Origin of the sequence: Longicatena sp. 210702-DFI.1.196, assembly GCF_020563125.1 — a bacterium.
GTDB classification, from domain to species: domain Bacteria; phylum Bacillota_I; class Bacilli_A; order Erysipelotrichales; family Erysipelotrichaceae; genus Longicatena; species Longicatena caecimuris.
Genome location: NZ_JAJCPX010000009.1, coordinates 37769 through 49533 on the forward strand (window position 1 = coordinate 37769; position 11765 = coordinate 49533).

General features: G+C 39.7%; 16 protein-coding genes. All 16 read right to left on the reverse strand.

Annotated elements, in window-relative coordinates; genetic code table 11:
- Window positions 1-2 precede the first annotated feature (2 nt).
- Complete coding sequence (atpA, locus tag LI241_RS05915) at window positions 3-1523, reverse strand: F0F1 ATP synthase subunit alpha (RefSeq protein WP_008977859.1); 1521 nt, start codon at window positions 1521-1523, stop codon at window positions 3-5.
- A gap of 18 nt (window positions 1524-1541) precedes the next feature.
- The gene (gene atpH / locus LI241_RS05920) at window positions 1542-2090 is read right to left on the reverse strand and encodes an ATP synthase F1 subunit delta (protein ID WP_117547771.1); all 549 of its coding nucleotides are present in this window, start codon (window positions 2088-2090) and stop codon (window positions 1542-1544) included.
- Window positions 2078-2596, reverse strand: a complete 519-nt coding sequence (atpF, locus tag LI241_RS05925) for a F0F1 ATP synthase subunit B (protein ID WP_008690955.1) — start codon at window positions 2594-2596, stop codon at window positions 2078-2080. The genes atpH and atpF overlap by 13 nt, the downstream gene beginning before the upstream one ends.
- A 151-nt stretch (window positions 2597-2747) precedes the next feature.
- Window positions 2748-2996, reverse strand: a complete 249-nt coding sequence (gene atpE / locus LI241_RS05930) for an ATP synthase F0 subunit C (protein WP_008690954.1) — start codon at window positions 2994-2996, stop codon at window positions 2748-2750.
- A gap of 38 nt (window positions 2997-3034) precedes the next feature.
- Complete coding sequence (gene atpB / locus LI241_RS05935) at window positions 3035-3730, reverse strand: F0F1 ATP synthase subunit A (RefSeq protein ID WP_008690953.1); 696 nt, start codon at window positions 3728-3730, stop codon at window positions 3035-3037.
- Window positions 3731-3733: 3 nt separating this feature from the next.
- Window positions 3734-4105 carry a hypothetical protein gene (locus tag LI241_RS05940; protein WP_008690952.1) on the reverse strand — a complete coding sequence of 124 codons (372 nt, stop codon included), beginning with the start codon at window positions 4103-4105 and terminating at the stop codon, window positions 3734-3736.
- The gene (locus LI241_RS05945) at window positions 4095-4319 is read right to left on the reverse strand and encodes an AtpZ/AtpI family protein (RefSeq protein ID WP_226906250.1); all 225 of its coding nucleotides are present in this window, start codon (window positions 4317-4319) and stop codon (window positions 4095-4097) included. The genes LI241_RS05940 and LI241_RS05945 overlap by 11 nt, the downstream gene beginning before the upstream one ends.
- The gene (upp, locus tag LI241_RS05950; protein WP_008690949.1) at window positions 4288-4908 is read right to left on the reverse strand and encodes a uracil phosphoribosyltransferase; all 621 of its coding nucleotides are present in this window, start codon (window positions 4906-4908) and stop codon (window positions 4288-4290) included. Before upp ends, LI241_RS05945 begins: the two co-directional genes overlap by 32 nt.
- Before the next feature lie 302 nt (window positions 4909-5210).
- Window positions 5211-5720 (reverse strand): hypothetical protein, encoded by a 510-nt coding sequence (locus tag LI241_RS05955; RefSeq protein WP_117547772.1) that lies wholly within the window; start codon window positions 5718-5720, stop codon window positions 5211-5213.
- A gap of 127 nt (window positions 5721-5847) precedes the next feature.
- Entirely contained in the window at window positions 5848-7077 is a 1230-nt protein-coding gene (glyA, locus tag LI241_RS05960) for a serine hydroxymethyltransferase (protein WP_008690945.1), read from the reverse strand.
- Window positions 7078-7116: 39 nt separating this feature from the next.
- Window positions 7117-7500 carry a hypothetical protein gene (locus LI241_RS05965; protein ID WP_008690944.1) on the reverse strand — a complete coding sequence of 128 codons (384 nt, stop codon included), beginning with the start codon at window positions 7498-7500 and terminating at the stop codon, window positions 7117-7119.
- A gap of 14 nt (window positions 7501-7514) precedes the next feature.
- On the reverse strand, window positions 7515-8249 hold the full coding sequence (locus tag LI241_RS05970) for a DUF5131 family protein (protein WP_008690943.1): 735 nt from the start codon (window positions 8247-8249) through the stop codon (window positions 7515-7517).
- Between the two features lie 51 nt (window positions 8250-8300).
- On the reverse strand, window positions 8301-8741 hold the full coding sequence (rpiB, locus tag LI241_RS05975; RefSeq protein ID WP_008690942.1) for a ribose 5-phosphate isomerase B: 441 nt from the start codon (window positions 8739-8741) through the stop codon (window positions 8301-8303).
- Window positions 8742-8793: 52 nt separating this feature from the next.
- Window positions 8794-9972: a hypothetical protein gene (locus LI241_RS05980; RefSeq protein ID WP_008690941.1), complete on the reverse strand. Its 1179-nt coding sequence runs from the start codon at window positions 9970-9972 to the stop codon at window positions 8794-8796.
- 44 nt (window positions 9973-10016) lie between these two features.
- On the reverse strand, window positions 10017-10628 hold the full coding sequence (locus LI241_RS05985) for an L-threonylcarbamoyladenylate synthase (protein WP_008690940.1): 612 nt from the start codon (window positions 10626-10628) through the stop codon (window positions 10017-10019).
- A gap of 140 nt (window positions 10629-10768) precedes the next feature.
- The gene (locus LI241_RS05990; RefSeq protein WP_008690935.1) at window positions 10769-11707 is read right to left on the reverse strand and encodes a D-2-hydroxyacid dehydrogenase; all 939 of its coding nucleotides are present in this window, start codon (window positions 11705-11707) and stop codon (window positions 10769-10771) included.
- Window positions 11708-11765: the final 58 nt, after the last annotated feature.

Genomic DNA, 11765 nt, shown 5'->3' on the forward strand with positions numbered 1-11765 from the left:
GACTATCCTTCCAGCATGTTCTTGAATTCTGTTTCAAAAGAAGTCAAGGCATCCTTGATACGCTGTGACAAAGCATCGTCTAACGCCTGCTGTTCATCAATATCATGGATGATGTCCGCATGTTCACGTTCCATATATTTTAACATTTCTTTTTCATACAGTTTGACCTGTTCTACCTTCACAGGCTTCAAGAATTTATGTTTTGCCGCAAATAAAGATAATACCTGATGGGCAACCGGCATTGGTTCATACTGGTTCTGAATCAGTAATTGTGTTAAGCGTTCCCCATGTGCCAATGTTTCAGTCGTAGCAGCATCTAAGTCACTACCGAATTTCGCAAAGGCCTGCATTTCACGGAACTGTGCTAATTCCAATTTTAAGCTTCCGCTGACCTGCTTCATGGCTTTGATCTGGGCTGCACTACCAACACGGGATACCGATAAACCACTGTCTACCGCAGGACGTACACCGCTGTTAAACAATTCTGTCTGTAAGAAGATCTGTCCATCGGTGATAGAAATAACGTTGGTAGGAATATAAGCAGAAATATCCCCTGCCTGCGTTTCAATAATTGGCAGTGCGGTTAAACTTCCTGCACCTAATTCATCGTTCAGCTTCGCTGCACGCTCTAACAGACGGCTATGCAAATAGAAGACATCTCCAGGATAGGCTTCACGTCCTGGTGGACGTTTTAACAATAAGGACATGGTACGATAAGCAACCGCATGTTTACTTAAATCATCATAGATGATTAAGACATCGTCACCGTTTTCCATCCATTCTTCCCCAATCGCACATCCTGCATATGGAGCAATGTATTGCAAAGGTGCCGGTTCACTAGCGGTAGAAGATACGATTGTCGTATATTCCATAGCACCATGTTTTCTTAATTTTTCTACAATTTGGGCAACCGTACTGGCTTTTTGCCCGATTGCTACATAAATACATTTTACATTTTTACCTTTTTGGTTGATGATCGTATCAATGGCAATCGCTGTTTTACCTGTCTGGCGATCCCCGATGATCAACTCACGCTGTCCTTTTCCGATTGGAATCATAGAGTCAATGATCTTCAAACCTGTCTGGATTGGCTGATGAACACTTTTACGTGTCATAACACCGGGAGCAACACGCTCTACCGGACGGTATTTTTCACTGACAATAGGAGCACCGCCATCAATCGCCTGTCCTAAGGCATTGACAACTCTTCCTAACATCATATCACCGACAGGAACTTCTACGATCTTTCCTGTACGCTTTACTTCGTCGCCCTCTTTGATTCCCTCATCATCACCTAACAATACGGCTCCGACATGTTCCTCTTCAAGGTTCAATACCATTCCATACACATCGTGTGGGAACAGTAACAGTTCTCCAGACATTGCATTATTCAGACCATGGACTAACGAGATACCATCACCAATCGTGATGACGGTGCCGGTTTCTCCGACCTCCAGCTCATCATCGTAGCGCCGTATCTGTTCCTTGATCAGTTTGCTGATTTCTTCTGGCTTTAAACTCACCATATTCACCTCACTTGCTTATTGTGTTTCAGATACGTTCAAAACGGTACGTTTCAGACGCTGTAGTCTGCCTAATGCCGTATTGTCGATAATCTGATCGTTTATTTTGATGCGGATGCCGGCAATCAGATCTTTATCTGTTGACAGCACGAAATCTACTTTTTTCTGCAGTTTCTTTTCGAGTGTTTCTTTCAGCTTCGCAATTTCTTCCTTCTGTAATGGTGTTGCACTCTTCACGTGTACCACCTGAATGTTATTAAAGTCATTGTAAGCCTTATTGTATTCTCTGCGAATCTCTTCAATTTTAGCGAAACGTCCTTTATCAATCAGCAGTTTTAAAAAGTTTAACAGCATATGGTCAATCTGCTTTCCATAGATTGTTTCCAGCATGCCTTTCTTTTCTTCCTTACTGATTTTCGGATGTGCCATGACAGCACGGAATTCATCATCCTGCTTCACACTGTCTGCCACCACATTCAGCTGTTCTTTATATACATCCAGCTTTTCATCTTCTTGTGCCAGCGCAAACAATGCATCGCAGTAATTCTTACTGACTATGCCTGCCATGTGTCATCACCTGCGTGTTCAATAAATTCATCCACATACTTCTGCTGTTGTTTCTCATCCAGCTCCTTCTCAATGATCTTGCTGGCAGCTTCAAATGCTACATCCGTAATTGTCTGTTTCATTTCTTTCTGTGCCTGAACTTTTTCACGCTCAATATCCTGCATTGCTTTTGTTTTTAATCCATCCGCTTCATCTCTGGCTTTAGCAAGAATTTCTTTCTTCTCAGCCGTAGCATTGCGTTTTGCGGTTTCCAGGATCTCATGAGCATCGCTTTTGGCATTTGCCATCTGCGTTTCATACTGTACTTTATAATCTTCACCCGCTTTGCGTGCATCGCTGCCCGCTTGGATATCTGCTGCGATTGCATCATGGCGTTTCTGGAAATAATCCGTGATGACATCCCAGAAAAAATGCTTGGCAACCAGACAGATGATCAAGGTTGAAATACAGACAAGAGCCATATCCACAGGGTTTATTCGCAGGTAATTGGTAATGTCGATATTCATCTGCTAAACCTCCTTATGGTTGTGAATCTTACGAAAATTCATATAAAAGTCATGCCTATGTAAAAGATATTTTCTTCATGCAGAGGGTTCTTTCCCTAATAGCAAAACTTGCTTACTTTCTGCATGCGCATGACCTTGCAAGATCTTACGCTTAACCTTTCAGGAAAATCAGCAGCAATGCGATGATCAATGCATAGATACCAGTTGTTTCGGCCATCGCGATACCTAATACCATGATAGAACGAATCTTACCGGCAGCTTCTGGATTGCGGCCTACGGATTCAGCACCTTTACTAGCGGCAATACCCTGACCAATACCAGGACCAAGACCAGCAATCATTGCAATACCAGCACCTAACAGTGCCATACCTTGTACGAAAAATTCATTAAATTCAGCCATTTTCATTTCCTCCTATTACTAATTTGCAAACAGCTTTTTTATTCTTCTTCATCGGCATACGATTCACTCAAGAAGAAACTTGCCAATGTGAAGAAGATATAGGTCTGAATCAGACCTGAGAAAATATCGAAATACGCATGCAGGAATGGCGTAAAGGATAAACCTAGTACACCAAACGGCATCAGCGATTCCATCAGTGTGTAAACAAGACCGGTAATAATGGTACCTGCCAACAGGTTACCAAACAAACGCAGTGACAGTGAAACCGGTAATGCCAGATCACCAAGGATGTTTAACGGTAAGAATAAGAAGATAGGATCACACAGCTCCTTAAATCTTCCAATCACACCTTTTTCCTTGAGTCCGACGAATTGAATCAGCAAGAACATCATAACAGCCAGTGTCACATTAACACTTAAGTTTGATGTCGGTGGCTGTAATCCTATCAGCCCCAGTAAGTTACTGGGAGCCATCATAAAGATCAGTGTTCCAAAGAAGGGCAGATAAAACTTCGTACGTGCCTTTAGGTTATCGGATATAATACCGGTTCCCAGTTTGGCGACACATTCACATACAAGCACAAAGCCTTTCGGTGCCTGTGTTGGATCTGCTTTCTTTATCTTATTACCTGCAATAATGAAAAAGACAGATAATAGTACACACAGAATCAGCCAGTTCACAATGGATGGGTGCAGCTGAATCGTCATATCACCTATCCGGATTACAAATTCCACGAATCAATCCTCCTTTCTGTGTAGAAATACATATATAAGAATTGCCCCTTTATGAAGCAGCATTCCTGCCAAAAGTGCCAAAACATGTACGCCTCGCCATGCGGCTAACGCAAAGATCAGTGTATAAATGGCATAGCGTTTTACATAGCTGCTGTAACCTTTTGCCTTGGGATTGCCATATAATTCAATGGTGTTGCTCATGTGCGTGATCATCGAGAAACCGATGATACCGGTGAGTGCACCAATCAAAATACCGGCACCGATATCTTTGAAATGCCCTTGAAAAAGCATGAGTGAGATACCACAGCTGACAAGTGCTAAAGCAAGCGTAATACGGCGGATTTCTTTTCCCATCTGTGAAGTTTCATCCATCATGCTCACTCATTCCTTTCATCAGCAGATAAAAATTAGCAATGATTGCATATGCCAGCAACAGCAACAAAATGATTGGTGTTGTATGAAGCTTTTCATCCAGCCACATACCAATCAAAACGGCTAACAGACAGCTTAACAGCATCGTCATCATAAAGCGAACGGCCTTATAATAGTCCTTCATGTTACTTTGTACCGAAGATTCTATCTCCTGCATCACCAAGACCCGGTACGATATAGCCATGTTCATTTAGCTTCTCATCTAATGCAGCTAAGTAAATATCCACTTCCGGATGTGCTTCTTCCACAGCTTTTACACCTTCCGGTGCACCTACCAAACAAACCAGGCGAATATTTTTTGCGCCTTGTTTCTTCACCATATCAATGGCAGCATTAGCACTTCCTCCGGTTGCCAGCATTGGATCAACGATCATCACAACCGCATCCTTCACATTCTTAGGATATTTTTCAAAATACGTATGAGGTTCTAATGTTTCCTCATCGCGATACAAACCGATATGCGCAATCTTAACGGTTGGAATCAGATTGGCAATACCATTCACCATGCCCAGACCAGCACGCAGAATCGGTACTAATACGATATCCTTTGCCAGCTCTTTGGTCGTGTAGGGAGAAACCGGTGTTTCAATGTCTACGGTACGCAAAGGCAAATCGCGGGAAATCTCATATGCCATCAAACCGGCAATTTCATCAAGATTGGCCCGAAAGTCTTTGGTTCCGCATTCCTTCCTGCGCATCTGCGTAAGCTTATGCGTAATCAGGGGATGTTCTAAAACTTTCAACATGTTACTTCTCCTATTCTTTTCTTTGCGCAGTATACACTTTACCATATCTGCGTCATTTGATTAGCAGACAAATTTGACATTATGTCAAAATTCAGCTTATCTGCGTCTTTTTTATTATACCATGGATGTCCTGTTTTTAACGATAAAAGCTTAATTTTCTGGCACAAAAATGTTGCTTTACAATAGATGTGTTACAGATTCGCTTAACCAAAAACAAGAACTGAATGATTCATCTATATAAGACTTATTTTTCAGTTCTCTTACAAGCTTCTTTCTGTATGATTTTTTGAATTATAATTATGTTAATGAACGAGCTCTGGGTGCGTTAACAGTAAAACCAAGATGGCCGCGGCAAACGGAAATACTACAAATAGCAAATTAGGTACTACTTTCGGTTTGTCATAATCTGTATATACTTTATTTCCCCAATAATATATTCTTATGGTTTCCGGAAAAATTGCCCTGCCATCCACTCGGAACTCTACTATTTTTACACGCTTTCGTCCTCCATTGATAGCATAAGAATATCTTACCGGTTCACTTCCGCTCTCTTCCTGATAGAACCTGCTTCTTCTGCTATCCATTATTTTTGCCTCTACATATTGCCCGGCTTCCTTCGCTTTTTGAATCTTTTTCTCTGTCCCACTGCCGATTATTTTTTTATTTACCAAAACAATCTCAAGTGCTAAAACTATTACAAAGGCAAGGAAGGCGGGTATTCCCGGAATAATTTCCTCCATTGCTTGTTTCCATACTGCTTCATTATTCACAAGTATTTTCTCTCCTTTTTTACTATATACATAGGATATCATAGTTATCCCTTTTCACCAATACGGGTGGATGGATTTATTTAATAGTAACGTATGCGAATACTCTTGCTTAACGATCATTATTGGCGTGAAAAAAGGATAAAGCTTCAATCAGCCCTATCCTATCTGCTTATTTTTCATTAGGTAAAGGGAACTTTACGGTCAATTCTCGTACCTCTTTTAATACTTGTTTGCGTACAGTTTCATCATCCGCATGCTTTAACACACGGGAAATCCATAAAGCTACCTGTTTAAATTCTTCTTCCTTAAATCCTCTGGTAGTCATCGCCGCACTTCCTAAACGGATGCCGCTTGTCACGAATGGTTTTTCTGTTTCAAACGGAATTGTGTTTTTGTTACATGTGATGCCTGCTTCATCTAAGAGCTTTTCTGCCTCTTTCCCAGACATGCCAATACTAGATTTTACATCCACCAAGATCAGATGATTATCGGTACCACCACTTACGATGCGAAAGCCTTCTGCCTGCAAAGTATCACTCATGATCTTACAGTTTTTAATAATTTGTTGTGCATATGTTTGGAAAGATGGTTGTAAGGCTTCATAAAAGCACACTGCTTTAGCAGCTATAATATGCATCAATGGGCCACCCTGCATACCAGGGAAGACTTTTTTATCCAATAGTGCTGCATATTTTTCTTTACATAAGATCATGCCGCCGCGCGGACCACGTAAGGTTTTATGTGTAGTTGTAGTCACAAAATCAGCATAAGGCACTGGACTAGGATGAAGATTAGCCGCCACAAGTCCGGCAATATGAGCCATATCCACCATAAAGTAAGCCCCTGCTTCATCAGCAATCTCTCTGAATTTCTGAAAATCAATGATTCTTGGATAAGCACTTGCCCCTGCGACAATCAATTTTGGCTTATATTGCAAGGCTTTTTCTCTAACATCCTCATAATCAATGGTTTCCCCATCTTTGGTAACCCCATAATCAACAAAATTATATAATGTACCGCTGAAGTTTAACGGATGTCCATGTGTTAAATGTCCTCCGGCAGTTAAGTTCATACCTAAAACTGTATCCCCTGGTTCTAACAGTGCCATGTAAACACCCATATTCGCCTGTGAACCACTATGTGGCTGTACATTCGCATGTTCTGCATGGAACAATTCTTTTGCCCGTTCTCTGGCAATATCTTCCACTTCATCTACATTCACACAACCGCCGTAATAACGTTTATGTGGGTAACCTTCTGCATATTTATTCGTTAAGATACTGCCTGCTGCGGCTAATACATCCGCGGATACATAATTCTCTGATGCAATCAATTCAATGTTGTAAAGCTGTCTTTCTGTTTCCTTTGCAATCGCTTCGGCAATTCTTTTATCGTTCATAGTGTGTCCTCCGTTTTCTCTTATTTTATCACAAATCCTTTATTCGTCACCTACTGCGCTCTGAAAACTTTTTGAAAAATATTTGCGGATAATAAAGATGATCGCAACAGCTAAGACACCAATCAGATTTTCCATGGCACTTTCATGCGAAATGATGATCTGACGAGCTACTGCATAAAGCAATACTTCAATCACCGATTCCGGCGTATGCAACAATAACATCTTCACAAACTCAATTGCCACAACAATTGTCAGTACACCGCTTAAAAAGTGTTCTAACTGAAAATCTCCTGCTATGACTAAGGCGGTTGTATCCAACAATGCCATTCCTGCCGCGATAACGATTGCCACCATCAAACATAAGGCTACGCTGAATTCTAAAAGTTTGGTAAACCGTAATAATCGTGTGTTTAAATTCTTCATTTTCCTCTCCTACGTTATTTCTTAAAATCAGGATATACAGCAAGATAATCGATGTTTGCTTTTCTTGCTTGGGTAAGTTGTTGTTTACGTGGTATATGATAACAGATTCCATCTTTCACAAAGCGTGCACCGGTCTGCTTGAAATAAAAAGGAATCTTTTTATTTAAACATTGTTCTCTTAGATGTAAGATCCATGCATAATCGCATATTCTTGCCTCATCGCCGCTTTCTCCTCCGGCAGTTACCTGCTCGATACGCTCATCCAACCATAACGTAAGATCTATGTCCTCTAACAGCGGTTCACAGATCAATTCTTTATGACGAATAGGCAATTCCATGTAGATGGGCAGTCTGCGTTCAACCTCTATTTGATTTTCAATCGTCGCACAAATAGTTACATTCTCATAACCGCTTTGCCAATCATCCGGCAAGTTTGGCAAAATTCTTTCCACACGTTTTGTAATCATATAAAAATGTAGATCTGAACGTTGTTTCATGAAGCTCCATGCTTCCTTGCGCCATGCATCTGCCTCTTCCACAAAGAAATCAGAGCTAAAACAAGTATAGACAACACCTTCCTGTATCTTCCAGGAACCATCTTTTTTCTTTTTCACAGGCAAAGCGAAATCTTTCGTCTTTTTTACAACACTACTATCTCTTCCATAGCGCTCATCCATCCGATATACATAACAATTTGCACAACCGGCACTGTATTTATGACAGCCATGCCAAGGATTCCATAAAGTCATATTTGTTTCCTTTCACTAGGCAAAGAGCTGCCTTTATCAGCAGCTCTCACTTTATTTTTCTAATGCCATCACTTTATCAATACGACGCTGATGACGTTCTGCATGCGAGAATTCCGTGTTCAACCAAACATGAACAATTTCCTTCATCACAGCTTCTCCGGTTACCAGCTGACCGAGTGCTAATACATTTGTGTCATTATGCTCTCTAGTTAAGCGTGCGCTCACCGGATCAGATACTAACGCACAGCGAATACCTTTGATCTTGTTTGCGGTAATACTTACGCCAATACCGGTACTGCATATTACAATTCCTCGATCATTCTTACCATTCGCTACAGACTGTGCAGCAGGTGCTGCATAATCAGGATAATCTACGGATTCCTTACTATGACAGCCAAAGTCTTCAATCTCATGTCCTTCCTCAGACAACATTTTCTTAATGAGTTCCTTATACTCATAAGCTCCATGATCACAAGCTAATGCAATTTTCATAACGATAACCTCCCATATTTCCTATTCAGCTAACCTATTTCCTATGCGAAATTTATCCAATTTCTTTCGCATCAAAGCACAAACAAACACCTTCATCTGTATTCTCACTGTTGAATTTGCCCTGGACACGCTTTAATGCCACCATACAGTTTTCAAGTGATGGTACTTGTAATACTGCGGCATACGTTAACGCAGAACAATGGCAGAATACATCATTTCTGCGCAAGTTATGATACAACACTTCCTTTAACAATGCGCTGGCTTTACGCACTGCTACTTCATTCGTCTTAGACACCATCTTTAACTGTAACATGACGATATAACTGACAACTCCACGTGATGATGCACGAACATGCACCTGATATAAATTACGGAAAATTTCAGCATCACAATAAAAGGCTCCATTGCGATATATTTCCTCATTTAAATCTCCTATCAATTCTTGAATACTCTCTGGCTCATCTTTATGGAATTTTAATAATTCATGATGAATATTCGTGATGTTCGGTGTTAGTTCAATATTAAATGTACTACTATATAGTTCCACAATTTTATGATAATACGTAATAGCTTGCGAATATTGCTTTACTTCATAAAAAGCCTTTAATTTAACTTCCATTAATTCTGGGAAGATAAAATGTTTAAATTCTGCATATTCACAAATTTTCAATACACGATCATAATCTTTTTCCTGTTCACATAGTTTGCATCCATGTAATAAAGCACGCTGAATCATATCTTTATAATAACGGCGTTTTACTAAAATCCATTCTTCATCAAAGTCATGTAAAAAAGCCATTCCATATGTATTCAGTAAATGCTGACATTTATCACACATCGTTGAAGCATCTTTGATATTTTCAATATCCTCACATGCTTTTTCAAGACGGACGATATCAATATCCCATGGTATTGCATTGTTCCAGGAATACGTATTACCTTTTGATAAGATACAAGAATGTTTTCGCTCTCTGCAAAATGGCTCCAATTCCTTACGTGCACGATAAATCAGATTTCGCAAGGCCCCTTCCGGATTTTCACTGATGCCATTTGGCCATAAAACTTCAATCAATGCCTCTTTCGTTAAAGAAGTATGACGATACATGATTAAATAAGCAATTAAGATAATCAATTGTGTGCTTTTTTTGACTTTATTAGGAAATTGAAATTCTTTATTTTCAATCGAAAACTCACCCAGCAAATGAATCTTTATTGGTCTTTCTTTTTTCATTTCATGTATAGGATGATAATTTCATCCTTCTCCTTTCTGTCGTGTTAGTCTTGCAGGACTTCGCGAATTCGTTTTTCGCTGATAGGTCCTTCTCTTACAATGCGTAATTCATCGGTACTCATATCCACGATAGTACTTGCCTTACTGCCTCCACTTTCGCCAACTACGATAGCATCAATTCGTCCATCCAGCTGTTTTAATACCCCCTCTGCTGTTTCTTGCGGTTCTTCACCACTTAGATTAGCACTAGTCACAAGCAATGGTTTCTCACAGAGATCAATCAGATGTAGTATGATGTCATCATCCGGCATGCGTATTCCTACCGTATCAAATCCATTTGTCAAATATGCAGGAAGGTGTTCTTTCTTCTTAAGAATCATCGTAAAGCCTCCCGGCATAAATTCCTCCGCAAGTTTTCTTGCGTCTTCACTCATATAGGCGATTTCTTCCATTTGTCGGAAATTTGAAACCATGGTAGGGATTGGTTTATTTTCTGGTCTTCCTTTACTTTTTTTAAGAGCTTCTAAGGCCGCTTCATTTTCATAAATGACAGCCAAACCATAAACCGTATCCGTAGGGAAGGCAACCACCTTTCCTTCTTTCAATAAATCAGCGATTGTTTCGATATCTTTTGCTTCATAACGCACAGTTTCCATTTTCTTCACCTTCTGTAGTTATTTTATCATATTATACGGCTTTTTTAATAAAATTTTTATTATCATTCCAATTCTATTATTATAAATATAGAAATACTTTTTATATCTTACAATTCAGATGGAAGTATCTTCTCCTTTTCTTAATAGCCTTCTTTTATATTCACAAGATTACAAAGTGCTTTTCCTTGTGCATAAGCCTCAAGATTTTGTATTAAAATATTTACATAACGCTCAAAAGATTCCGATAATTGAAAGGTACCTGAAATATGGGGTGTCAAAATGACATTTGTCTCTTTCCAGATAGGATGTTGCTGCGGCAACGGCTCCTGTTCCATTACATCTAATACCGCTCCTTTGATAGGGTATGTATGAAGAGCTTCTAATAACTCATCTAACGACAGGGCATCTCCTCTTCCCACATTTACCAAAATAGCGTTTTCTTTCATTCTAGCATAATATTGCTTTTGAAAGATATGTCTTGTTTTTGCTGTGCTTGGTAAAGCCAATACGACAACATCAGCATGAGGTAAAAGTGTTTCTATTTCTTCTATACCATAAAGTTCATCAAAAGCCGTTAGGGGAAGCTTCGGATGACGATTAATGCCAATCGTATGTGCCCCCATCATCTTAACTTTCCCGGCAAATTCTTTTCCAAGATCACCTGTACCTACTACTAAAATCTTGGAACCGTAAATAGAAGAAATAGGTTCTTCCACTTGCCATAAATGCTTTTTTTGATGTTGCTGATAGAGATGTATATTACGCATAAGCATTAATATAGTACAAATCAGATATTCGCTGATCGCTAAACCAAAACTGCCACTGGCATTACATAAGCTGCATGACGAAGGAAGCTTATTTAAATATTGTTCATTTCCGGCTGTTTCCAATTGTAACAAGCGAAGATTTTCAGCGATTGGTAAATACGTTAAAGGCACTTTCCCGGCAATCACCTCAGCCCAACGTATATCCTCTTCATTAACAGAGTCAGGGGTTTTTAAACGATATTCATAACACGCAGGTATTCTATTTAAATGATGTGGTTTCAATGCAGATAATAGTAATAAATGTTTTTTCATAACGAATTCCTCCCGTGTAAGTGTATCGTATTTTACCTATCTTGTGAATAGATAATGT

Excerpts from the sequence above, each read along its gene's own strand:
- rpiB (WP_008690942.1), bottom strand. The coding sequence starts at position 8,741 with ATGAAAATTGCATTAGCTTGTGATCATGGAGCTTATGAGTATAAGGAA.
- LI241_RS05940 (WP_008690952.1), bottom strand. The coding sequence starts at position 4,105 with ATGATGGATGAAACTTCACAGATGGGAAAAGAAATCCGCCGTATTACG.
- atpE (WP_008690954.1), bottom strand. The coding sequence starts at position 2,996 with ATGGCTGAATTTAATGAATTTTTCGTACAAGGTATGGCACTGTTAGGT.
- LI241_RS05965 (WP_008690944.1), bottom strand. The coding sequence starts at position 7,500 with ATGAAGAATTTAAACACACGATTATTACGGTTTACCAAACTTTTAGAA.
- upp (WP_008690949.1), bottom strand. The coding sequence starts at position 4,908 with ATGTTGAAAGTTTTAGAACATCCCCTGATTACGCATAAGCTTACGCAG.
- LI241_RS05985 (WP_008690940.1), bottom strand. The coding sequence starts at position 10,628 with ATGGAAACTGTGCGTTATGAAGCAAAAGATATCGAAACAATCGCTGAT.
- glyA (WP_008690945.1), bottom strand. The coding sequence starts at position 7,077 with ATGAACGATAAAAGAATTGCCGAAGCGATTGCAAAGGAAACAGAAAGA.
- LI241_RS05945 (WP_226906250.1), bottom strand. The coding sequence starts at position 4,319 with ATGCAGGAGATAGAATCTTCGGTACAAAGTAACATGAAGGACTATTAT.
- LI241_RS05970 (WP_008690943.1), bottom strand. The coding sequence starts at position 8,249 with ATGACTTTATGGAATCCTTGGCATGGCTGTCATAAATACAGTGCCGGT.
- LI241_RS05980 (WP_008690941.1), bottom strand. The coding sequence starts at position 9,972 with ATGAAAAAAGAAAGACCAATAAAGATTCATTTGCTGGGTGAGTTTTCG.
- atpF (WP_008690955.1), bottom strand. The coding sequence starts at position 2,596 with ATGAATATCGACATTACCAATTACCTGCGAATAAACCCTGTGGATATG.
- LI241_RS05955 (WP_117547772.1), bottom strand. The coding sequence starts at position 5,720 with ATGATATCCTATGTATATAGTAAAAAAGGAGAGAAAATACTTGTGAAT.
- LI241_RS05990 (WP_008690935.1), bottom strand. The coding sequence starts at position 11,707 with ATGAAAAAACATTTATTACTATTATCTGCATTGAAACCACATCATTTA.
- atpH (WP_117547771.1), bottom strand. The coding sequence starts at position 2,090 with ATGGCAGGCATAGTCAGTAAGAATTACTGCGATGCATTGTTTGCGCTG.